Genomic DNA, 21,946 nt, shown 5'->3' with positions numbered 1-21,946 from the left:
ACGGTGATCGGGCCAGCTGCTGTCAACGTTCGGCGCTGGTGCGCGCAACGGCGGATGATTGCCGAATTAGTCTCTATGGGATCAAGGGCCGCTGACGCGGCCCGGCGCACCGCGTTCCCCCCGCGCTCTGCCTGCGGCCCGCGCGGGGGACGCGGGCGCCAGCCGACGTGATGGCCCAGAACCCCAAGAGCCATGACGGAACACCGCCGTGGACCAGACCGCGCCTCCCGCGACGCCGCAACGCCCGAACACCACAGCTGTCTCAGACCTCAGGGCTCCGCCCCGAACCCCGGCCACCGCTTCAGAGATGCACCCGGAACAGCTGCGGGAAAGTGGGTGGGAAGAGTGGGGGTAGGGGTGGTGATCTCCTTACGCCGTCACCACAAGGGTAGTACCACAAAGGCCGGCGGGCAGCTCCGCTCCGCTACGCCACCCGCCGGCCTTTGTGGTCTGGTCAAGACTGCCGCCGCAAGGAGATCACCACTCGCCAACAGCTGACGCACGTTGCGTCCGATAGGTCACGGTGAACGAACTCACGGCCGATCCGCCGGGATGCGCAACCTGGTTACAACAGACGGTGTGATTCCTCGATGGATGAAGAGCGCCGACAAAGGTAAGCCCGCCAAACTGGTGAGGTTCCCGTTCGCGTTGGCCGCAGTGATCCTCTCCGCGATCGTCATGCTCAGCGGTACCGGGGTGCTCCTGTGGCTCGGACTCGGCTCGCCAACCCTCGGTGTGGGTCAACAGCCAGTCGCCACGGCTCCGGTGAGCCCGACGCCAGCGGCATCAGGGCAGCTGACCACGCAGGACCAGCTGAACATGGTGCAGATAGCGCTCATCATCACTGGCGGACTCGGCGGTGTCGTCGCCCTGGTCGTGGCCTACCGCAAACAGCGCATCGCCGAGGACGCACACCGCTGGGGCGAGGAGACCAACCAACGCGCCATCGAAGCCAGCAGACGGGACGACACCAGGCTGTTCAACGAACGCTTCACCGCCGCCAGCGCCCAACTCGGCCACGAATCAGCCGCCGTACGACTCGCAGGCGCCTACGCCATCGCCGGACTCGCCGACGACTGGGAAGCAGGCCGCCAAACCTGCATCGAAGTCCTGTGCGCCTACCTGCGCATGCCCTACCAGCCCGACCCCGACGCCACCATCGCACCCGCCTGGAAACAAGGCGAACGCGAGGTCCGATGGTCCATCATCAGCATCATCCGAGATCACCTCCAAGACCACACCGATAACCCGGATCTGCAAGCACACACCTGGCAAGGCCGCAACCTCGACTTCACGGGCGCCACCTTTGACGGCGGCAACTTCACCAACGCCCACTTCACCGGAACCACCTCCTTCAGCGGGGCGACATTCTCGGGCGGCGAGGTCGGGTTCGGCGGGGCAACATTCTCCGGCGGCGAGGTCGGGTTCGGCGGGGCGACATTCTCCGGCAGCACGGTCGGGTTCGTCAGGGCGACATTCTCCGGCAGCACGGTCGGGTTCGACCGGGCAGAGTTCTCTGGCGGCAAGGTCTGGTTCGGCGGGGCGACGTTCTCTGGCGGCGAGGTCGGGTTCGCCGAGGCGACGTTCTCGGGCGGCGAGGTCGGGTTCTTCGGGGCGACATTCTCCGGCGGCACGGTCGGGTTCGACCGGGCAAAGTTCTCCGGCAGCACGGTCGGGTTCGACCGGGCAGAGTTCTCTGGCGGCAAGGTCTGGTTCGGCGGGGCGACGTTCTCCGGCGGCACGGTCGGGTTCGGCGGGGCGACATTCTCCGGCGGCACGGTCGGGTTCGGCGGAGCGACATTCTCCGGCAGCACAGTCGGGTTCGACCGGGCAGAGTTCTCTGGCGGCAAGGTCTGGTTCGGCGGGGCGACGTTCTCCGGCGGCAAGGTCTGGTTCTTCGGGGCGACATTCTCCGGCAGCACGGTCAGGTTCGTCAGGGCGACGTTCTCCGGCGGCGAGGTCTGGTTCGGCGGGGCGACGTTCTCCGGCGGCACGGTCGACCTATCGCACGTGCGCGGCTATCAGGTGCCTCCGCAGTTCGACACCTGGACCACACCGCCGACAGGACTACAGCTCCCGCAAGGCAGCGAACAGGCAGCAGAACCACCTCACGCCGAGCAACAGTCGACGACACTAGAAGACAGCGACGGCAGAACGGACGAGCCACAGCCAATACGAGACGAACCCCGCCAAGAGGACTGATCGCGTTCGGGACGAAGCGTTCCGGCCCCCCCGCCGAGAGTCAGCAGAAAGTCAGCGAACCTGCTGACTCCGGCTTAAGCCGAGCGCTTCCAGCCAGTGGCAGGAGCACAGCGTTTCGTGCGCGTTGACAGCGGGCGATACCGGGGGACAGGCCAAGACCGCGTTCACACGGAAGTGCTTGGGGACGGCAGGACGAGCGCCCCAGGACGGCGGAGGACGGTCCGGGACGGCCTGGGGCACATCTGGGGCACACGAGGATGTGAAACAGCGGGAAGAGTCGACCATTGACGGAGAGCGCCAGGAGTGAGCTTCTCCAGGCCGGAGACGTTCACCCTGGCGGACTCCGGAACGTGGGCCGTTCCGCTTCAACGTCTGATCCACCGGCGCACGGCGCACCGTGCGCCGCGTGAGAGTGCAGTTTCGGGGAAAGTGCTCGAATCCGGCCTCGGATTCGAGCACTTTCCCCGAAACTGCATCAGGCCCGTCCCGAGGGGCGCCGCACGTCGGGTGGTGGTTGCGAGGTTGCGCGCGGGCTCATCTCGTGGCGGGACTCCGCAGAAATGCTGCGGGAGATGCTCCGGCAGCATGGTCGAGCCGACGCGAGCCGGCTGAGCCCACGTTTGAGGCCGTCGGCGGATGATCGCGCTCGTCGGTCAGAAAGCACGCCCCGGCTTCACTTCCTGACCGCAAACACCGATCATGAAGGCGCGGACGCGGTGCGGGCGCGGCGCGGCGAGGCGCGGAAGGGGTCAGTCGCGCAGGGACTGGTAGGCGGCCTCTACGCGGGCGGCCATGCCGATCTCGGCGTCGGTGAACATGCCGCCGTCGTCGACGCAGAGCTGGATCTGCGTACGCCCGTCGAGGCGGCGGATGTGGGGGCGGACGCCGAACGTGTCGGCCGCGACCGAGATCCGCTCGGTGAGCACCGCGTGCTGGGTGTCGTCGAGCGGCAGGGTGCGTTTGAGGCAGTCGCCCTCGTGGACCCAGCCGGTGAGTTGGGATAGTGCGTCGCTGAGGTAATCGCGCCGTCGGCCCCGTCTCCAGACTGCGCCCATCAGCACCTCCCGCTCCATTCCCCGGTGGCCGATATCGGCTTGTGGCCGAATCTTGTCCGCACCGTCACTCAGGTGATACCCATCCTGCCCGCAATTTGAGCGCGTGTCCACGCTCACAAAACCGACTTCCAGCACTTCACGGGACGCTGTGTGCAGGGCGGACTCGCTTGGTCACGCAGTGCTATCCATTGCGGCCCAATCTCTGGCACGCTGTCCGCCGTGCCTAACTTCTCCTCCGAGATCCGAATCATCGTCGGTGCCGCAATCATCGCCGACGGTCGCGTGCTGGCCTGCGAGCGCTCTGAACCACCAGAGGTGGCCGGCCGCTGGGAGTTCCCCGGCGGCAAGGTCGAGCCGGGCGAGACCGAGCCCGAGGCGCTGGTGCGCGAGTGCGAGGAGGAACTGGGCGTCCTGGTCGAGGTCGGCGAGCGGGTGGGCGCGGACGTGCTGCTCGGTCACGGCCGTGCCGTGCTGCGGGTGTACGCCGCGAGCCTGGTCAAGGGCGTGCCGCAGCTGATCGAGCACGCGCAGCTGCGCTGGCTGGCCGCCGACGAGCTGGACTCGGTGCCGTGGCTGCCGGCCGACGCGCCGATCGTGGCCGCGCTGCCGGAACTGCTGCGCGGCTGAACCGCCCGCGCGAAAGCCCCGCCGACACAGGTCGGCGGGGCTTTCGGTGTGTCGGAAATGCCGGCTCAGTGGCTGCTGCCGCCGCCGCTGCCGCCGGGGTGGTAGTAGTTCAGGCTCTTCGGGTCGACCGGGAACGTGATGTCGTCGCCGAACGGGGACGGCGCGGCGGCCCGGTCGGACAGCATCTCGTTCAGGTTGACGTGCCCGGCGGCGTTGACCTCCGGCCCGGGCGGCCCGCTCAGCGGGCGGCTGAAGTTGACCGGGGCGGCACCCTCGGCCACGGTGACCGGGCCCGAGTGCACCGCGGGCTCAGCCGCGGCGGTGCTGGCCAGCTGGTCACGACGAAGGATCTTGCGTCCGAATACCACGAGCGGATCATACCGGCGATCCACGACCCGTTCCTTCATGGGGATGATGGCGTTGTCGGTGATCTTGATGTGCTCCGGGCAGACCTCGGTGCAGCACTTGGTGATGTTGCAGTAGCCCAGGCCCTGCTGCTGCTGCGCGATCTCCTTGCGGTCGGCGCGGGCGTCCAGCGGGTGCATGTCCAGCTCGGCGGCCCGGATGAACAGGCGCGGGCCGGAGAAGGCCACCTTGTTCTCCTCGTGGTCGCGGACCACGTGGCATGTGTTCTGGCACAGGAAGCACTCGATGCACTTGCGGAACTCCTGCGACCGGTCGACGTCGACCTGCTGCATCCGGTAGTCGCCGGGGGCCACGCCCTGCGGCGGCGCGAACGCGGGCATCTCGCGCGCCTTCTGGTAGTTGAAGGACACGTCGGTGACCAGGTCGCGGATGACCGGGAACGCCCGCAGCGGCGTGACCGTGATGGTCTCGCCCTCCTCGAACGTCGACATCCGGGTCATGCACCCGAGCCGGGGCATACCGTTGATCTCCATCGAGCAGGAGCCGCACTTGCCCGCCTTGCAGTTCCACCGGCAGGCCAGATCCGGCTCCTGGGTGGCCTGAAGCCGGTGGATGACGTCGAGTACGACCTCACCCTCCTTGACCTCGACCTGGTAGTCGTTGAGCTGGCCGCCGGACTCGTCACCCCGCCAGACCTTGAACTGACGAACGGTCACGACAACTCCTCCTCGGTCATGTACTTGCCCAGCTCCGACTTGTCGAACAGGCCCAGCAGCTCGGCCGTCATGGTCGGGATGGGCTGGTGGGTGAGGTCGACGTCGCCGTCGGTCGAGAGCGAGCAGACCAGGTTGACCTTGCGCCAGGTCGCGGACATCTTCGGGAAGTCCTCGCGGGTGTGGCCGCCGCGCGACTCCTCGCGCTCCAGCGCCGCCTTGGCGGTGCACTCCGACACCACCAGCATGTTGCGCAGGTCCAGGGCCAGGTGCCAGCCCGGGTTGTAGCGGCGGCCGCCCGCCGCGCCGACCTTCTGGATGCGCTCGCGCAGCTCGGCGAGCCGACGCAGCGAGTCCTCCAGTTCGCCCTTGCGGCGGATGATGCCGACCAGGTCGCCCATCACGTCCTGCAGGTCGCTCTGCAGCGTGTACGGGTTCTCGCCACCCTCGCGGGTCAGCGGCGTCAGCGCGGCCTCGACCGCGGCCGCCACCTGCTGGTCGTCGATCTTCGGCCGGGCGGTGAGCCCGGTGGTGTAGGACGCCGCGTACTCGCCCGCGCGCTTGCCGAAGACGAGCAGGTCGGACAGCGAGTTGCCGCCGAGCCGGTTCGAGCCGTGCATGCCGCCGGAGACCTCGCCCGCCGCGTACAGGCCGGCCACGCCCGCCGACGCGGTGTCCGGGTCGACCTCGACGCCGCCCATGACGTAGTGGCAGGTCGGGCCGACCTCCATCGGCTGCGTGGTGATGTCGACGTCGGCCAGCTCCTTGAACTGGTGGTACATCGACGGCAGCTTCTTGAGGATCTCGGCCGCGGGGCGGCGCGAGGCGATGTCGAGGTAGACGCCGCCCGACTTCGTACCGCGACCGGCCTTGACCTCGGAGTTGATCGCGCGGGCGACCTCGTCACGGGGCAGCAGCTCCGGGGGGCGGCGGTTGTTGTCGGGGTCGGTGTACCAGCGGTCGCCCTCCTCGGGCGTCTCCGCGTACTGCTTGCGGAAGACGTCCGGGACGTAGTCGAACATGAACCGCTTGCCCTCGGAGTTCTTGAGGATGCCGCCGTCACCGCGCACCGACTCGGTCACCAGGATGCCGCGCACCGAGGGCGGCCACACCATGCCGGTGGGGTGGAACTGGAGGAACTCCATGTTGATCAGCTTCGCCCCGGCGCGCAGCGCCAGCGCGTGGCCGTCACCGGTGTACTCCCAGGAGTTCGAGGTGACCTTGTACGAGCGGCCGACGCCACCGGTGGCCAGGATCACCGCCGGAGCCTCGAACACCACGAACTCGCCGGACTCGCGGTAGTAGCCGAAGGCGCCCGCGATCCGCTTCTTCGCGCCCGAGCCCTCCAACAGCAGCTCGGTGATGGTGCACTCGGCGAAGACGCGGATGCGCGCCTGGTAGTCGCCGAACTTCGCCTTGTCCTCCTGCTGCAACGACACGATCTTCTGCTGCAGGGTCCGGATCAGTTCCAGCCCCGTCCGGTCGCCGACGTGGGCCAGGCGCGGGTACTCGTGGCCGCCGAAGTTGCGCTGCGAGATCTTGCCGTCCTTGGTGCGGTCGAACAGGGCGCCGTAGGTCTCCAGCTCCCAGATCCGGTCCGGCGCCTCCTTGGCGTGCAGCTCGGCCATCCGGTAGTTGTTCAGGAACTTGCCGCCCCGCATGGTGTCGCGGAAGTGGACCATCCAGTTGTCGTTGCTGTTCACGTTGCCCATGGCCGCCGCGGCGCCGCCCTCGGCCATGACCGTGTGCGCCTTGCCGAACAGCGACTTGGAGATGATGGCGACCTTCTTGCCCGCGAGCCGGGCCTCGATGGCCGCGCGCAGGCCGGCCCCGCCGGCTCCGATCACGACGACGTCGTACGCGTGTGCTTCGATGTTGACCATTCGTCGTCCCCTCTCAGCCGATGAACCGCAGGTCGTTGATCCAGCCGATGGACACGGCCATGACGTAGAAGTCCGTGATCGCCAGGGTCGCCAGCGTCGTCCAGGCCAGACCCATGTGCCGGGTGTTCAGCTTCGACACGAAGCCCCACAGCTTGTAGCGCACCGGGTGCTTGGAGAAGTGCTTCAGCCGGCCGCCCATGATGTGGCGGCACGAGTGGCACGACGCGGTGTACGCCCACAGCATGATCACGTTGATCCACAGGATCACGTTGCCCAGGCCGAACCCGAACCCGCTCGGCGAGTGCATCGCCAGCACGGCGTCCCAGGTGTTGATGACGCTGATCAGCACGGCCGCGTAGAAGGCGTACCGGTGCGCGTTCTGGAAGATGAGCGGGAAGCGCGTCTCACCGGAGTACTTGCCGTGGCCGTCGGGCACCGCGCAGGCCGGCGGCGACATCCAGAACGACCGGTAGTACGCCTTGCGGTAGTAGTAGCAGGTCAGCCGGAACAGCAGCAGGAACGGCAGGGACAGTGCCGCGAACGGGATGAGCGGGTTGTCGGGCAGCCACTGCCCGAACTCCGAAGCCGCCGGAATGCATCCCTTCGACACGCAGGGGGAGTAGAACGGGGTCAGGTAGTGGTACGCGTCGACCCAGTAGTACTTCTGCATGAACACCCGGAAGGTCGCGTAGGCGACCCAGGCGGTCAGTCCGATCACCGTCAACAGCGGCGCGAGCCACCAGCGGTCCGTGCGCAACGTCTTGGCCTCGATAGCGGCGCGCGGGCGCGCGCCGATCGGCCTCGTTGCCGTCGTCGTCATCTTTCGTCGCTCCCTGAGATACCAGTTCGTGGGAACACGTGCGTGGATCAATCACCACACGGTACGCCGAAAGATGTCGATCATGTGACCGGGGACACTGTGATGTTAACGATCGATCGGCCCCGCCCCGCCCCGAAGCGATCCCCCTGGCCAGCTCGTTGACAGTCCGCCCCGGACCCTGACCGGTTAATCAGGAGGCCGCTCGGGCGCCCGTCCACAGCTGCTCGAAGTGCGCCGCGTACCGGTCGAACGCCCCGCCGTCCTGGCATCGCCGCAGGTGGAGGGTGACCGAGTCCTGGCCGAGCCCGTCGCCGATGTGGGTCGCCACCAGCATGTCGTCGTCGAACACCCACACCGACATGGCGATGTGCCGGTCCGACAGCCGGACCTGGGCGTCGACCTCGGCCTTCGCGAGCTCGGCTCGCGTCATCGCGATCCGGGTCGACACGGTCAGCGGCGTCGCCTCGACGGCCTCGCGGTCGCGCGTCACGTGGCTCTCGGGATCGCCGAGCAGGAACCGCACGTCGATTCCGGCCGCGGCCTTCCCGGCGAGCAGCGGTCCCGCGTCCTCGACGTCGAGCCAGATGAAGTACGACGTGTACCCGCCGAACCACAGCCGCCGCTGCGCACCGGCGATCAGGTCGCCGAACAGCGACCTCGGCATCTCGAGCCGCCGGGGGTACACGGCGACCAACTCCCGGTCCGCGCCCAGCTTCACCGCACGGCGCACCGTCTCCGGCCACAACACCCGTACATCTTCGCGCAGAATCTGAGCCGCCTTAACCCGGTGTCTCGGGTGGGGGACCCTGCCCCTGCTCACCCAGCGTTCGACGGTCTTCTGATCGACCGCGACCGCTGTGGCCAAGTCGGCGACCGTATACCCGGCCGAGGCGATCGCGGCGCGTAGGGCGTCGTTGCGTGGCATGTAGGGGACCTTTCGAAGACGTCCCTCAATGGACGCATATGGACGGTGCCCGCGTCCCTGCTCAGGCGGCAATCATCTGAATATGAACTTCGCGAGCGGAAGGGGCTCGGCGTGAACGGCTGCTCGATGCCTGACCGGCCCACCTGGGCCGATGAGCGGACACAGGAGTGGCCCGCCATGGACCGACTCCTGACGCAGGTCAGGCGGATCAACCAGCGGGTGTCCTGGGACGTCAGTACGAGGTCGCTGCGGCTCGTGGTGCAGGCGCTGCGCGCCGACTCCGGGTCCGGCGGCTGACCGCTCGGCGGATACCTGTCGTCGCGGCTCACACCTGTGGTGGTGTACGTACACCACCACAGGTGTATGGCCGCGAGAGAAGCTCCCCGGTCGCCTCATCTCCCGTGGCCCGGGTTGAGGGGGGGGGGGGGGGGGGGGGGGGGGCGGCGGATCGCACCCCGCCGCCCCGTAAGTCGTCCAAGTTGCCGGGCAATCGGGCGTATCTCGGGACTTCGTTCCCCCGATTGCCCGGCAACTTGCGAGCCGGAGCGGACGGCCCGAGGCGCGCGGGCCGGGCGGCGGTCAGCCGGCGGCGCCGCCGGTGATGTTCCAGGAGGCGAGGTGGAGGGCGGGGGCCGTCCAGGAGCCGAGGAACACTCGGGACGGTTGCGGGACCGCTTCGGCGCCGACGGCCAGGACCCGGCCGGGGGCCAGGGCCTGCGGGTACGCCTGGGTGAAGCGCAGGTTGCGCACCGGCCGGGTGACCTCGCCGTCCTCGATGAGCCAGACGCCGTTGCGGGTCAGCCCGGTCAGGGCGAGCTGGCGCGGGTCGAGCACCCGGGTGTACCAGAAGTCGGAGACGAGCAGGCCGCGCTCCACCCCGGCGATCATCGACGCGACGGTGGCGTCGCCGGGCTCGAAGCCGAAGCTGTCCGGCATCGGGCCGAACGACGGGTCGCCGCCGTGGCCGGTGGAGACCGCCCCGGCGGCGGCCGCGGTGCGGCGGTCGTGCAGCAGGGCGCTGGTCACGCCCTTGTCCACGAGTACGAGGCGGCTGCGCGGGCTGCCCTCGACGTCGAAGGGCCGGCGCGGGTCGTCGTATAGCGTGATCTGGTCGTCGAACTGCGTGGTGCCGGGTTCGGCGAAGCTGCGCCGCTCGGCGTGCGCCTTGGCGTTGAAGCCGTAGTACGCGAAGTTGGTGAGCAGGTCCGCGACGGCCTCGGGCTCCAGGACGACCTCGTAGTGGCCGGGCGGGAGGTCGATCGGGTCGCGCTGGCTGGTCGCCTTGGCGTACGCGCGGGCGCCCAGGGCGGCGCCGTCGAGCTCGGACAGCGCCCGGCCGGAGCGGCGCGACACCCCGTCGGCGCCGCGGTCGCGGACGATGCCGTCCATGTCCGCCGTGGTGGCCGAGGCGTGCAGCGCCTGCCCGTTGCTGTTGCGGTAGGCGCCGGCCCAGTAGCCGGTCTGGCAGTAGCCGGCCGTCTCCAGCCCCTGCCCGGCGTCGACGAAGGCGCGGACGCGGGCCGCGCGGTCGTCGGGGGAGGCGTCGCGGGTGGCGGCGTCGACCTGTCCGGGCAGGACCAGCGGCGACGGGCCGGACAGGCCGGGCCAGCCGGGGTCGCGGGGTGCGGAGCGTACGGCGGCGACCGTGCGGTCGACGAGCGCGGTCAGCCCCTCGGGGCTGGTCAGCGTGGTCGTGGTGGTGACCGTGCGGCCGTCGACGTGGGCACGCAGCTGCACGGTGACGGAGTCCTCGGTGACGTTCTGGTGGATGAACGAGTTGGCGAACCGGGTCAGCGCCCGGTGCACGCTGTCGGCGGCGGCCTCGACCTCGCCGCCGGGCAGGGCGCGGCGGGCCAGGTCGAGGACCTGGCCGGTGATCTGCTCGACGTCGGTCATGCGCGGACTCCCACTCGTACCCCCTGGAAGCGGGCCGGTGCCGCCGGGTGGCCGGTGTGGCCGGTCTGGGTCGGCTGGCCCTTGCCGCAGTTGGGCGTGCCCCAGTACTCGATCTCGGACGAGAGCATGTCCATGGACTGCCAGAACTTCGGGCCGATGCCGGTGTAGCTGGGGTTGCGCAGCATGCGGCCGCGCCTGCCGTTCTTGACCTCGTACGCGATCTCGCAGCCGAACTGGAAGTTGAGCCGCTTGTCGTCGATTGACCAGGACCGGTTGTTCTCCATGAAGATGCCGTCGTCGGTCTCGGCGATGATCTGTTCGAGGGTGTGCGGGCCGGGTTCCAGGCCGACGTTGGTCATGCGGACCATCGGCAGCCGGGACCAGCCGTCGGCGCGGACGCTGCCCGCGTAGTCGAGCCCGGCCATCGCGGCGGAGTCGCGTCCGGCCAGGACGCCGACCCAGATCCCGTCGCGCACCGCGTACCGCTTGGCGGCCGGGGTGCCCTCGTCGTCGAAGCCGAAGCTGCCCAGCGCGCCCGGCAGGGTCGGGTCGATCGTGATGTTCATCAGGTCCGAGCCGTAGCGCAGCGAGCCGAGCTGCGACAGGTCCAGCCAGGACGTGCCCGCGAACGCGGCCTCCCAGCCGAGGATGCGGTCCAGCTCGATGGCGTGCCCGACCGACTCGTGGATCTGGAGGAACAGCTGCTCCGGGCCCAGGATCAGGGTGGTCTCGCCGCTGGGGCACTGCGGCGCGGTCAGCAGCGCACGGGACTCGTCGGCGACGCGGGCGGCGTTGCCGAGCAGGTCCAGGCCCTGCACCAGCTCCCAGCCGCGGGTGCCGTACTGGCCGCGCGAGGCCGGGTACGAGCGGACCTGGGTCTCGCCCTCGCCGATGCTGGTCGCCTGGATGCCCGCCCCGCACTCGCGTACGTGCTGGTCGATGCGGTGGCCCTCGCTGGAGACGAACCACTTGCGGGTGTCCCAGACGGCGTAGAGGGCGGTGGCGACGTCGGCGCCGTGCTCGCGCATGGTCTTGGTGGCGTGCGTGAGCAGGTCGCCCTTGTCCGACAGCGGCACCGCCAGCGGGTCGATCAGGCACTCGCTGGCCCAGCTCGCGGTGCTGACGGTGGTCGGCACCAGGTCGGCGGCGGGTCCGGCGACGCTGGCGCTGGCCTTGGCGATGGCCGTGGCGCGGGCGCCGGCCAGCCGGGCCGCGCTGTCGGACAGATCGGGTACGGCGTAGAAGCCCCAGCTCGACCCGACCAGCGCGCGTACGCCGATGCCCGCGGACTCGGTCGAGGACAGGTCCTCCACCTCGCCGTTGCGGGCGTCCATGGACTCGTAGCGCCGGTGCATCACCCGCGCGTCGGCATACCGCGCACCCGCGTCGAGAGCTGCGGCGACAGCCGCCTCTCCCACATCAAAATAGGACATGATCGCGAGCCTAGACGCTGTCGGGGCCCGACGGTGCCGGTTAAGAAGGCGCCGGTCAAGAAGGCGCCCTTCCCATGCGCAGCGCGATGAGCAGGTGCCCTTCCTTGCCCGGGGTGGGCGTGACGACGGACTCCGGCAGCTCGCCCAGGTCGTGCCGCGCGTAGGTCTCGCTGTCCAGCTCGCGGGGGCCGAGGTAGCGCTCGGCCAGGGGAGACGGCAGCGCGGACCAGTCCCACGGGTCGACGGCGATCGCCGCGCGCACCGTGTCCGGCCGCCGGGCGGCCAGCATCGCCGCGAGCCAGCCGCCGTAGCCCGTGCCGTACGCGGTGACCCGCCCCATGTCCAGGTCGGAGTGCTTGTCGGCGAGCAGCCGCAGCGCGTCGGCCTGGTCGGCGACGGCCAGGTCCACCACCCGCCGGTGGGTCACCTTCTCGAAGCTCGGTGACACCCCGAACGTGCCTCTGCCGTCGACCAGCACCACTGCGAACCCGGCCTCGGCCCAGGCGCGGGCGTCGGCGAAGCAGGCGTGGTCGCTGCGCACCTGCTGACCGGTGGGTGCGTCCGGCAGCATCAGCAGCACCGGCACCCGGCGGCCGAAGACGTGGCCAGGCGGGTACAGCACCGCGGTGGGCAGCCGCCGGTCGGTGACGCGGTCCAGGGTCGGGCGCACGATCGCGGCGGGCACGGCCCGGCGCGCGGTCAGCTCGACGATCTGGCGTCCGGCGTACCAGACGGTGAGCAGCTCGTCCTCGTCGTCGAGGCTGCGCAGGCCGGTGACGACCGTGTCGCCGCCGCACTCGGCGCTGTGCCAGCCCGGGGCGCTGGTCAGCCGGTGCACCACCATGCCGCCGCTGGTGCTGCTGCGCACCCGGAACAGGTGCTGCTCGGCGGGTTCGCCCTCGCTCGCCTCGACCAGCAGGTCGCCCAGCTCGCCGCCGGTGGAGCCGGGGCCGAGGCGGCCGACGACGCGCCGGACGTACAGCGTGGGCGGGGTGAGCAGGGTGCCGTCGGCGAACAGGCAGCGTGCGTCGTACCCGTCGTGGGAGATCTCGCCGCCGACCAGCACCCGGCCGTCGGCCAGGTGGCGCGGCGTGCCCTCGACCGGGTTCACCCAGCGCGGATCGGCCAGCTCGGCGTGCACCTGGGTCTCCCCGGTGCGCCGGTCCACGGCCAGGATCAGCCCGTGCCCCTGCGAGCGGCGCAGCACCGTGATCAGCGGCCCGCCGTCGGCCCAGCGCACCGCCCCCAGGTACGGGTAGATCTCGCGGTCCCAGTGCACGTCGACCCAGCCGCCGTCGAGGTCGAGCAGGTGCAGCGACACCTGGTCGCCCTGGCGGCGGGTGGCCAGGATGCTCTCCCCGTCCGGGGCCCACCACCAGCCGGTCGCGCGCCCGAACCAGCCCGCGTCGGCGTCGGCCTCGCCCCAGCGCACCCCGTCCGGCTCGCCGGCCAGCAGCTCGTCGCCGCCCTCCGCGGCCGGGCCGATGGCGGCGACCCGGATCGTGCCGTCGTGGAGGTACGCGATGCGGCGGCCGGTCGGGTCGGGCCGGGCCTGGACGACCGGGCCGGGCGTCGGCACCGGGCCGGTGGCCTGGTTGTGGTGCAGCCAGCCGCCGGAGATCCACACGACGGTGGCGCCGGTGCGGTCGAAGGCGAATGTGTCGACGCCGGAGGCGAGCGTCGACAGCCGCCCGGCGGGGAGTTCGCAGACGCGCAGCACGCCGTGATGCAGATGACCGACCCGGAGTCCGTCGCTGCTCACGGCGATGGTGTGTCCGCCCGTACCGGGCCGGACCTGCTGCTCTCCCATGGCCGGATGCTATCGACGCAGCAGGCTGGCGCGTGGCGGTTTGCCTGATGCGGGCTAGAGTGACCGGGTGGCCCGCAGCATTCTTCTCGTGCACGCACACCCCGACGACGAGTCCATCGGCACCGGCGCGACCATGGCGCACTATGCCGCCCAGGGCGCCAAGGTGACCCTGGTGACCTGCACCCTCGGCGAGGAGGGCGAGATCCATGTGCCCGAACTCGCCCAACTGGAGGCGAGCCAGGGCGACCAGCTCGGCGGCTACCGGCTCGCCGAGCTTCGCACCGCGCTGGCGGCGCTGGGCAACATCGACCACCGCCAGCTGGGCGGCGCCGGGCGCTACCGCGACTCCGGCATGATGGGCACCCCCGCCAACGAGCACCCGCGCGCGTTCTGGGGCGCGGACCTGGAGGAGGCCTCCCGGCACCTGCTCGCGATCATGGACGAGGTGCGCCCCCAGGTCGTCGTGACGTACGACGCCAACGGCTTCTACGGGCACCCCGACCACATCCAGGCCCACCGGGTCGCGATGCGGGCCAGCGAGCTCGCTGCCGAGCAGGGCTTCGGCCCGCAGAAGATCTACTGGACCGCGATGCCGCTGAGCGTGCTCAAGGCGGGTGTCGAGGCGCTGCGCGACTCGACCGACAACCCGTTCGCGGGCGTGACCAGCGTGGAGGACTTCCCGTTCGGCACGCCCGACGAGGAGGTCGCCGCCTGCATCGACGGCTCCGACTACCACGACGCCAAGGTCGCCGCGCTGAGGGCGCACGCGACCCAGATCCCCGAGACGTCCTGGCTCTACTCGATCGCCGGCAACTTCGGCGAGGAGTTCATGGGCGTCGAGCACTTCACGCTGGCGCACGGGGAGCGCGGTCGCGGCGACGGGCCGTACGGCTGGGAGACCGACCTGTTCGCCGGGCTGGAGTGACCCCGCCCGGCACCCGCCCTGCCCCGGGCACGGCCGATGCGGCGCTGTACTGGGTCGATCTGCTGCTGCGCGGGGCGGGGGCGGTGCTGGCGGTCGTGCTCGCGACGCTGACGGCGTTCCTGGAGGCGATGGGCACGGCTGTCCGCATCGACGGCTGGCCCGCGGTGTGGGTGCTCCCGCTGGCCGTCGTGGTGAACGTGCTGCTGATCTGGTTCGCCCGCACGGCGGTGGGCATGCCGTGGGCGTGGTGGTTCGTCGCCGCGCCGTGGTTCCTGGTGATGGTGTTCGCCGTCGGCGGCACGTCGGAGGGCGACCAGCTGGCCAACTCCTGGCTGGGGCTGGGGCTGCTCGCCCTCGGCGGTATGGCCATCGTCGGCCCGGTCGCCTTCCACAGCGCCCGCCGCCCGTTTCCCCGCTCAGCTGCCCAGTGAGTCCAGCCGGGCCACCGCGTTGTCGTAGGCGGCGGCCGGTACGCGCTCGGTGCTGGTGAACGGCCGTTCGATCTGGTGGATCGTCACCAGCAGCAGCGTGATCATGCCGACCACGGCGGTGGTCATCGCCAGCTGCGTACCGATGTGCTCGAACCGGAAGAACAGGATCGGCATCCCGGCGAGCAGCGCCCCGAACAGCAGCGCGAACCAGGTCACGCTGCCGATCCGCTTGTCGGCCAGGGCGAGCCGGTCCTCGCGGGCCTGGATCACGGTCTGCACCACCACGTCCGGGCCGTCGCCGCTGCTGTTCGCCGCGGCGGGCACCCGGGAGCTGATCGTGCGCAGCTGGTCCAGCACGGTCCAGCCCTCGTCGCCGACGGGCTGGTCGGCGCGCAGACGGGGCAGCTCGGTGTCGAGGATCTCGTGCAGGTACTGCTTGGACAGTGCCGTGATCCGGTCGCGGTACTCCGGCGGGCTGTTCTCGGCCGACCAGGCCAGGGCCTGCACCGCCTGGGCTTCGCGGTAGGTGGCGGCGCGGGCGTCGTTGCCGATCTGCCACACGTCGATGAAGACGAACGCGGCGACGACGGCGTAGAGCGTCCCGGTCATCGAGAAGACGACGCTGAGCACGTCGTGGATGTCGGCCCGCTGGTCCGGCGGCCACGAGCGGCGGATGAGCACCACCGCCACGGCCGCGACCGCCGAGACGCCGAGGAACCACATCAACCCGATCACGTACGCCTGCATGCCGTTCCTCCGCGATTCGCCCAAACTGTACATCTGGGGCTATACAGGATGGTATGCGTACGTGCCCCCGATATCGACCCCTGCTCGGCGCGCTCGCGGCCGCCGGTGCCGCGCTGGCGCTGCCGGTGCTGCTGGCCGCCCCCGCCGCGGGCCGGGCCGCGCCCCTGCCGGGCACGCTGCTCCAGGTGCGCACGCCGGTGCCCAACGTGCCGTCCGACCTGGTCGAGCTCGACCCGCTGACCGGCGCCGTACGGGCCGTGGCCGACCTCGACTACACCGTCAACGCCATCGGCTGGGACGCGGCCCAGCAGCTGCTCTACGGCGTGGCGACGCGGCGCTTCGCGGCTCCGCTCGGCGACGGCGGGCACCTCGTCTCCATCACCCGAACGGGTACGGTCACCGACCTCGGCCCGGTGCGCGGCCGCCCGCCGGGCTCCACCACTCCCGTGTCCCGGGCGTACGGCGGCACCGCCGCCGCCGGACTGCTCCACCTCCAGGCCGACGACCGCCTGCTCACCGTCGACATCAGACCGTCCAGCGCGACGTTCGGGCACGTGCTGCGGGACACGGCGCTGTCGGTGCCGGCGTTCCTCGGCGACTGGGACCTGAACCCGGCCGACGGCCTGCTCTACGGCGTCGACTCCAGCACCGGCGGGCCGCCTGAGCTGGTCCGGGTCGACCCGGCCACCGGGGTGGCGGCGCGGCGCGCGCTGTCGGGCGACCCGCGCCGGGGCGGCACCTACGGCACCTCGGCCGTGATCGGCGGCGACCTGTACACGGTCAACAACGGCGAGGGGCGGCAGACCACCCAGTACCGGATCGACCTGGCGACCGCGACGGCGGTGCAGGTGGCCGTCGACGACCCGCTGAGCAGCACCGACGGCGCCTGGATCGCGGCACCGCCGCCGAGCCCGTCGCCCAGCCCGAGTCCGTCGCCCAGCCCGTCGCCGTCGCCCAGCCCGAGTCCGTCGCCAAGTCCGAGCCCGTCGCGGAGCCCGTCGCCGCGGCCCAGCCCGGTGGCGCCGCCGGTGGCGCCCGTACTGCCGCCGCTGCCTCCCCCCTCGCCCGAGCCGCCCTCGCCGTCGCCGCGTCCGAGCCCGCCGCCGTCGCCGAGTCCGCAGCCACCGCCGCGGCCCCGGCACCGGGCGGCCGCCGTGATCAGCTACGAGCACCGCCGCGACCCGGTCAAGACCGGCCGCGACACGGTGACCGTGCTGATCCTGGGCCTGTCCGGCGGACGGCTGCTGCTGCGCCGCTTCACCCGCCGCTGACCCCGGTCGGGTGGGTTGTCGCGTTACCGACACCACACCCGCCCGTCGGGGCGGACATATGTGCTGGTCAGGGTCCATGGCGCCGAGCGTGCGGGCAAGGCCGCGCCGTACGGGCCATGGACACTGACCGGACGTCTGCCCAGGATGTCCTGGTCACGTAAACGGCCAGGGGAGAGCACGACGATGAGGTTGACGGGTCAGCTGTGGCGGCGGCACGCGGCGGTAGGTGTCGTCGGGGCGCTGAGCGTGCTCACCCTCGCCGGATACGCGAAGGAGGCCGGTCCGGCCCCGCTGTCGGTGCCCGCGGCCAACGCGGTCGAGGCGGGCCTGGTCGCCACGTATGAGCGGATCAACGGCACCGTGGCGCAGCGCGCCGCCGTCGAGGTGCTCACGTACAGCGCCTACCAGCAGCCGATGAAGGACTGCATGGCCAAGGAGCACTTCTCCTACACGCCGCCGCCGTTCGCGCCTGCGGGCGCCGCCCGCACGCTGCTGCCGTTCGAGGTGTCGGCGGTGGTCGAGCCGGGCGCCTCGCAGCTGCTGACCAGCGTCGCGGCCTCGGTCGAGGCGACCACGGCCGAGGAGGAGTACAGCAACCCCGGCTTCGACAAGCTGCCGCCCGAGAAGCGCCAGCAGTACTCCGACCAGCTCGTCTACTGCGAGCCGCCCGCGGAGTCGTACGAGGGCAAGTTCGTCCCCGAGGCCAGCCTGGACCTGGACGCGCAGTTCCTCGAACTGCTGCGCCGCGTCGGCGAGGACCCGGCGATCGAGTCGGCCATGCTCGGCTACGGCCCCTGCATGGCCAAGCAGGGCATTCCCGCCAACGACCTCGGCGAGCTCTACGCGGCGGTGCGGGAGAAGTTCAACGACCACGGCCGCCCGGTGAGCCCGAAGACGTTCCCGGGGCCGTGGAAGCAGGCGATCGAGTTCCAGGACCGCGCGGTCGCCGCCGACCGGACCTGCCGGACGTCGGTGTGGCAGCTGGCGATGGCGCGGGCGCGGGCCGAGCTGTCCGGCTTCACCGCCGACCACGAGGGCGACCTGAACGCGCTGGGCGCGAAGTGGGTCGAGACCGGCAAGCAGGGCGAGGCGGTCAAGGCCAAGCTGCCGCTGTAGGTCAGCCTGCCGCGATCGCCTCGACGACGGCCAGCTCCTGCGGCAGCAGACCGGCCCGGCGGGCACCGGCGACGGTCAGGGCGAGCTGCTCGTCCAGGGCGGCGACGGTGGCCGACCGGTCCGGGGTCAGCGGCCCGAGCTCGGGCGCGGTGCAGGCGGTGCGCAGCATCCGCATCGTGCGCAGCAGCGGGACCACCACGCTCGGGTGCGGGGCGGCGAAGGCGCGCAGCTGGTGGAAGGCGTGCTCGACGTAGTCGGCGTGGCCCAGTTCGTACGGCGTGAGCAGGATGCGGTCCTGGGGGTCGCGTACGGCTCGGGCGGGCGTCTCGGCCAGCACCAGCCGCCGCATCACCGAGGCCAGGCGCAGGATCACCTCGATCGCGGTGGTCGGGTCGTTGACGGCGGGCGACAGCGCCCGCAGCCCGATGTCGGACAGCTGGCGCAGCCCGAAGTCGATGTCCTGCTGCATGGTCCGGGCGACCCCGACGATGACGGCCTCGCAGACCAGCCGCGAGGTGGTCGCCGGGTCGGCCGGCTCGGGCCAGATGGTGACCATCGGGGTGCCCGCCACCAGGTACGCCCCCACGCGGGTCTCCAGCCGCACGACCGAGCCGGGCGGCGCCGCCGCGACCAGGGCGCGCTTGCTGAGCTGCTGCACCCAGCCGTCCCGGGTGGCCGCGATGGTGAGCCCGGGTCCCGGCGCGGGCGGGTCGGGCGGCTCGACGGGTTCGCCGACGCGGGCGCCGATGTGCGGGCCGTACGGCAGCTCGGCGATCAGGCAGGTCGTCTCGTGGGCGACCCGTTCCATGATCCGGCCGACGTACTGCTGACGGCTGATGCGGTCGAGGTAGACGACGATCGCCAGCACCGAGGCGATGGTGAGCAGCAGCGCGAACCCGACGGTCAGCGTCGGGGCGGCGGCGTCGGCGGTGTCGACCCGGGCCAGCGCCAGCACGCAGAACGCGAACGTGCTCAGCAGCAGCCCGACCAGCACCTGGCCGCGCCGGTCGCGCCAGAAACCGCGCAGCACCCGGGGCGAGAACTGCCCGCTGGCCAGCTGCAACGACACCACCAGCAGTGAGAACACCACCCCGGCCGTGGTGATCATGGCACCGGCGATGATGCCGAGCAGCGTGATCGCCACGTCGGGCGCGAAGGTGATCCAGGTGCTGAAAGCGCCGTCGTAGCGCGCGTCGAGGTGTCCCAGCAGCACGCTGAGCACCACCGAGGCGGCCAGCATCAGCGCGGGGATGAACAGCAGGCTCTCGGCGAGCTGGTCGCGCAGCGCCCGGGTACGCAGCCGCCGCACATGCGGCGCGACCTGATGTTCCAGCTCAGCACCGGTCAAATCACCCATACCGACCTATTTTCTCGAATGTGGGCGAGCTTCGTATATCGCGTTACCCTAGACCGCCTGGTGTCCCGAACGGGCGCATTCACGTGCGTCACCGGCCGGGACTCCGCCATGAGGCCCCACCAACGATGATGAGGTTCGTCTGTGTTCTCCACCCCCGCCTTCACCCGGCGACGCTGGCTGATCGCAGGTCTGACCACCGCCGTCGCACTGGCGCTGGTCGGATCGTTCGCCGGATACGCCCTGGGCAGTGAGGTCCCGCGCAACGTGCGGGTGCTCGGCATCGAGATCGGCCAGCGCGACCGGGCCGAGGCCGCCGACGCGCTGCGCGCCGGGCTCGCCGCCCGCGCCGACCGGCTCGCCGCGCCGCTGACCGTGCACGTCGGCGACCAGACCGCCACGGTCCAGCCGCAGGACGTCGGCCTGGGCGTGGACGTGGACGCCACCGTGGCCGCCGCCGCGGACGCCGCCTACAGCCCGTGGGACGCGCTCACCTCGACCTTCGGCACCACCGACGTGGCACCGGTCGTCACGGTCGACTCCGCCCGCCTGGCGGCCGCGCTCCAGCCGGTCGTGGCCAAGGCGAGCGGTGCGGCCATGACGCTGCCCGGGGTGGTCTTCGACGGGCGTACGCCCAAGGCCGTCTACCCGAAGGCCGGGCTCGCGCTCGACTCGGCCCGCGCCGCCGACGCCCTGCGCGACGGCTGGCTCAAGGGCGAGGTGACCGTGCCGCTGGCGGACAAGACGCCGGCCAGCAGCGCCGCCGACGTGGACCGGATGATCGCCGAGGTGGCCGCGCCCGCCGTGGCCGCGCCGGTGACTGTCGGCACGCCGCAGGGCAAGCTCACCCTGTCCACCCGCGTCATCGCGTCGAGCCTGGTCATCGGCTCGGACGCCGACGGCCGCCTGACCGTGAAGATCGACGACCAGAAGCTGCGCGACGGCTGGAAGTCGACCCTGGACAAGGTCGAGACGCAGCCCAAGAACGCCTCGATCAGCGGGAAGAACGGCAAGGCGCAGGTCCTGGCCAGCACCGGCGGCACCCTGGTCGACACGGCCAAGCTCGCCGCGGACCTGGTGCCGGTGCTCAAGCAGACCGGCGACCGCAGCGTCACCGCGAAGATCGACGAGGTGGCCGCCGCGACCACCGCGAAGGACCTGGCCAAGCTGGGCATCCGCGAGCAGGTGTCGTCGTTCACCACGTACTTCACCGGTGGGCTGGAGAGCCCGCGCAGCAAGAACATCGTCCAGATCGCCAAGGAGGTCGACGGCGCGATCGTGAAGCCGGGCGAGACCTTCTCGCTCAACGGCCACACCGGTCCGCGCGGCTACGCCGAGGGCTACCACGACGCGCCGATCATCATGGACGGCAAGCTGGTCCCGGGCGTGGGCGGCGGCGCGTCGCAGTTCACCACCACGATCTTCAACGCCTCGTACTACGCGGGCCTGAAGGACGTGGAGCACAAGCCGCACTCGTTCTACTTCACCCGCTACCCGGCGGTCATCGAGTCGACCATCATGTACCCGTCGCTGGACCTGCGGTTCACCAACGACACGCCGTACGGGGTGCTGATCGACACGTCGTACACGGCGGACTCGATCACGGTCAGCATGTGGTCGACCAAGGTCTACGACAGCATTACCACGAAGTACGACCCGAAGCGCGACATCACCGAACCGAAGAAGATCTCACTTCCGGCCGGTCCCACCTGCATCGCTACGCAGGGTAGTCAAGGGTTTACGCAGGACGCCTGGCGCATCTTCCGCAAGGACGGTAAAGAGGTCAAGCGGGAGAAGTTCACCTGGCGGTATGACGCTGAGCCACAATACGTGTGCGACGCCAAGCCGCAGCAGTGACAGGCGCTTGAGGAGGATGCCATGAAGGAGCGGTGGTTGCCGGTCGGAGTGATCGCGGGGACGCTGTTCGTCGTCAACGTGGTCGCCCGGTGGATCGCCAAGGGCATCGAGGACGACGCCAAGCAGGGCGTCGCCGGCATGATCGCGCTCGGCGTGATCGGCCTGGTCTTCTTCGGCATGGCGATCTACTGGGGACGTATCCGGCCGCAGGCCCGGGTGGTCGCCGACCTTGCTGCCGCGGGCGGGGTCGCCTGCCTGCTCAGCGCTCTGGTCGGACCGCTGCTGGCCGGCGAGAACCCGTTCGGTCCGGGTGCCGGGGCGTTCTTCAGCCAGATCTGGTTCTACGGCGGTGTGTTCATCGTCGGCACCGGGCTCGGCCTGCTGGTGCTGACGGCGTTCGCCACCGACTACCGGGCCCGCCAGCTGAAGTCGTTCGCGCAGCAGGCCAAGGCGCGCCCGCGCCGCGTCTAGGCCGTACCGGTCACGGTTCGCCGGAGGACACCTCGGTGTCCTCC

18 protein-coding genes are annotated in these 21,946 nt (G+C 70.8%); 8 read left to right on the top strand and 10 right to left on the bottom strand.

The annotated features are described in order from the left end of the window. Positions 1-552: 552 nt before the first annotated feature. Positions 553-2,202: a pentapeptide repeat-containing protein gene (locus Cs7R123_RS37595; RefSeq protein WP_212833748.1), complete on the top strand. Its 1,650-nt coding sequence runs from the start codon at positions 553-555 to the stop codon at positions 2,200-2,202. 749 nt (positions 2,203-2,951) lie between these two features. Here the strand turns inward: Cs7R123_RS37595 and Cs7R123_RS37590 are convergent. Continuing rightward, a complete protein-coding gene (locus Cs7R123_RS37590; RefSeq protein WP_212833747.1) occupies positions 2,952-3,257 on the bottom strand; it encodes a 4a-hydroxytetrahydrobiopterin dehydratase in 306 nt (101 codons plus the stop codon). A 219-nt stretch (positions 3,258-3,476) separates the two neighbouring features. On the opposite strand from Cs7R123_RS37590, the gene Cs7R123_RS37585 reads away from it, so the two are divergent. Continuing rightward, positions 3,477-3,884 (top strand): (deoxy)nucleoside triphosphate pyrophosphohydrolase, encoded by a 408-nt coding sequence (locus Cs7R123_RS37585; RefSeq protein ID WP_244872389.1) that lies wholly within the window; start codon positions 3,477-3,479, stop codon positions 3,882-3,884. Positions 3,885-3,949: 65 nt separating this feature from the next. On the opposite strand, the gene Cs7R123_RS37580 is transcribed toward Cs7R123_RS37585, so the two are convergent. The 7 genes from Cs7R123_RS37580 to Cs7R123_RS37550 all read right to left on the bottom strand — a co-directional run bounded on the left by Cs7R123_RS37580 (position 3,950) and on the right by Cs7R123_RS37550 (position 13,730). After that, a complete protein-coding gene (locus Cs7R123_RS37580) occupies positions 3,950-4,966 on the bottom strand; it encodes a succinate dehydrogenase/fumarate reductase iron-sulfur subunit (protein ID WP_212833746.1) in 1,017 nt (338 codons plus the stop codon). After that, positions 4,963-6,846, bottom strand: coding sequence for a fumarate reductase/succinate dehydrogenase flavoprotein subunit (locus tag Cs7R123_RS37575; protein WP_212833745.1), 1,884 nt, complete (start codon positions 6,844-6,846; stop codon positions 4,963-4,965). Before Cs7R123_RS37575 ends, Cs7R123_RS37580 begins: the two co-directional genes overlap by 4 nt. Before the next feature lie 13 nt (positions 6,847-6,859). Beyond that, complete coding sequence (locus Cs7R123_RS37570) at positions 6,860-7,666, bottom strand: hypothetical protein (protein WP_212833744.1); 807 nt, start codon at positions 7,664-7,666, stop codon at positions 6,860-6,862. Between the two features lie 190 nt (positions 7,667-7,856). After that, positions 7,857-8,414, bottom strand: coding sequence for an XRE family transcriptional regulator (locus Cs7R123_RS37565; RefSeq protein WP_212833743.1), 558 nt, complete (start codon positions 8,412-8,414; stop codon positions 7,857-7,859). 756 nt (positions 8,415-9,170) lie between these two features. Then, positions 9,171-10,487 (bottom strand): TldD/PmbA family protein, encoded by a 1,317-nt coding sequence (locus Cs7R123_RS37560; RefSeq protein ID WP_212833742.1) that lies wholly within the window; start codon positions 10,485-10,487, stop codon positions 9,171-9,173. Then, entirely contained in the window at positions 10,484-11,920 is a 1,437-nt protein-coding gene (locus tag Cs7R123_RS37555; protein WP_212833740.1) for a TldD/PmbA family protein, read from the bottom strand. Before Cs7R123_RS37555 ends, Cs7R123_RS37560 begins: the two co-directional genes overlap by 4 nt. Positions 11,921-11,975: 55 nt before the next feature. Beyond that, complete coding sequence (locus Cs7R123_RS37550) at positions 11,976-13,730, bottom strand: prolyl oligopeptidase family serine peptidase (protein ID WP_212833738.1); 1,755 nt, start codon at positions 13,728-13,730, stop codon at positions 11,976-11,978. Positions 13,731-13,797: 67 nt separating this feature from the next. Between Cs7R123_RS37550 and mshB the strand changes: the two genes are divergently transcribed. Then, a complete protein-coding gene (gene mshB / locus Cs7R123_RS37545) occupies positions 13,798-14,655 on the top strand; it encodes an N-acetyl-1-D-myo-inositol-2-amino-2-deoxy-alpha-D-glucopyranoside deacetylase (protein WP_212833737.1) in 858 nt (285 codons plus the stop codon). Continuing rightward, positions 14,652-15,086, top strand: a complete 435-nt coding sequence (locus Cs7R123_RS37540; protein WP_212833735.1) for a hypothetical protein — start codon at positions 14,652-14,654, stop codon at positions 15,084-15,086. Before mshB ends, Cs7R123_RS37540 begins: the two co-directional genes overlap by 4 nt. On the opposite strand, the gene Cs7R123_RS37535 is transcribed toward Cs7R123_RS37540, so the two are convergent. Continuing rightward, positions 15,072-15,833: a hypothetical protein gene (locus tag Cs7R123_RS37535; RefSeq protein ID WP_212833733.1), complete on the bottom strand. Its 762-nt coding sequence runs from the start codon at positions 15,831-15,833 to the stop codon at positions 15,072-15,074. The two genes, Cs7R123_RS37540 and Cs7R123_RS37535, sit on opposite strands and share 15 nt — an antisense overlap. Before the next feature lie 53 nt (positions 15,834-15,886). On the opposite strand from Cs7R123_RS37535, the gene Cs7R123_RS37530 reads away from it, so the two are divergent. Further along, positions 15,887-17,104: a hypothetical protein gene (locus Cs7R123_RS37530; protein ID WP_212833731.1), complete on the top strand. Its 1,218-nt coding sequence runs from the start codon at positions 15,887-15,889 to the stop codon at positions 17,102-17,104. 183 nt (positions 17,105-17,287) lie between these two features. After that, positions 17,288-18,220, top strand: a complete 933-nt coding sequence (locus Cs7R123_RS37525) for a hypothetical protein (RefSeq protein ID WP_212833730.1) — start codon at positions 17,288-17,290, stop codon at positions 18,218-18,220. Between the two features lies 1 nt (position 18,221). On the opposite strand, the gene Cs7R123_RS37520 is transcribed toward Cs7R123_RS37525, so the two are convergent. Next, complete coding sequence (locus Cs7R123_RS37520; RefSeq protein WP_212833729.1) at positions 18,222-19,577, bottom strand: DUF2254 domain-containing protein; 1,356 nt, start codon at positions 19,575-19,577, stop codon at positions 18,222-18,224. Between the two features lie 141 nt (positions 19,578-19,718). Between Cs7R123_RS37520 and Cs7R123_RS37515 the strand changes: the two genes are divergently transcribed. Beyond that, positions 19,719-21,431, top strand: coding sequence for a VanW family protein (locus Cs7R123_RS37515; RefSeq protein ID WP_244872388.1), 1,713 nt, complete (start codon positions 19,719-19,721; stop codon positions 21,429-21,431). Between the two features lie 21 nt (positions 21,432-21,452). Continuing rightward, positions 21,453-21,902, top strand: a complete 450-nt coding sequence (locus tag Cs7R123_RS37510; RefSeq protein ID WP_212833728.1) for a hypothetical protein — start codon at positions 21,453-21,455, stop codon at positions 21,900-21,902. The last annotated feature ends 44 nt before the right edge of the window (positions 21,903-21,946 follow it).

Source organism: Catellatospora sp. TT07R-123, from assembly GCF_018327705.1.
Lineage (GTDB): Bacteria > Actinomycetota > Actinomycetes > Mycobacteriales > Micromonosporaceae > Catellatospora.
The sequence above is the reverse complement of the archived record's forward strand: the minus strand, read 5'-3'. Positions and strand labels throughout refer to the sequence as shown.

Coding starts and splice junctions, on each gene's coding strand:
- Cs7R123_RS37575 (WP_212833745.1), bottom strand. CDS start 6,846: ATGGTCAACATCGAAGCACACGCGTACGACGTCGTCGTGATCGGAGCC.
- Cs7R123_RS37555 (WP_212833740.1), bottom strand. CDS start 11,920: ATGTCCTATTTTGATGTGGGAGAGGCGGCTGTCGCCGCAGCTCTCGAC.
- Cs7R123_RS37510 (WP_212833728.1), top strand. CDS start 21,453: ATGAAGGAGCGGTGGTTGCCGGTCGGAGTGATCGCGGGGACGCTGTTC.
- Cs7R123_RS37530 (WP_212833731.1), top strand. CDS start 15,887: ATGCGTACGTGCCCCCGATATCGACCCCTGCTCGGCGCGCTCGCGGCC.
- Cs7R123_RS37570 (WP_212833744.1), bottom strand. CDS start 7,666: ATGACGACGACGGCAACGAGGCCGATCGGCGCGCGCCCGCGCGCCGCT.
- Cs7R123_RS37560 (WP_212833742.1), bottom strand. CDS start 10,487: ATGACCGACGTCGAGCAGATCACCGGCCAGGTCCTCGACCTGGCCCGC.
- Cs7R123_RS37535 (WP_212833733.1), bottom strand. CDS start 15,833: ATGCAGGCGTACGTGATCGGGTTGATGTGGTTCCTCGGCGTCTCGGCG.
- Cs7R123_RS37550 (WP_212833738.1), bottom strand. CDS start 13,730: ATGGGAGAGCAGCAGGTCCGGCCCGGTACGGGCGGACACACCATCGCC.
- Cs7R123_RS37520 (WP_212833729.1), bottom strand. CDS start 19,577: ATGGGTGATTTGACCGGTGCTGAGCTGGAACATCAGGTCGCGCCGCAT.
- Cs7R123_RS37525 (WP_212833730.1), top strand. CDS start 17,288: ATGAGGTTGACGGGTCAGCTGTGGCGGCGGCACGCGGCGGTAGGTGTC.
- Cs7R123_RS37590 (WP_212833747.1), bottom strand. CDS start 3,257: ATGGGCGCAGTCTGGAGACGGGGCCGACGGCGCGATTACCTCAGCGAC.
- Cs7R123_RS37595 (WP_212833748.1), top strand. CDS start 553: ATGCGCAACCTGGTTACAACAGACGGTGTGATTCCTCGATGGATGAAG.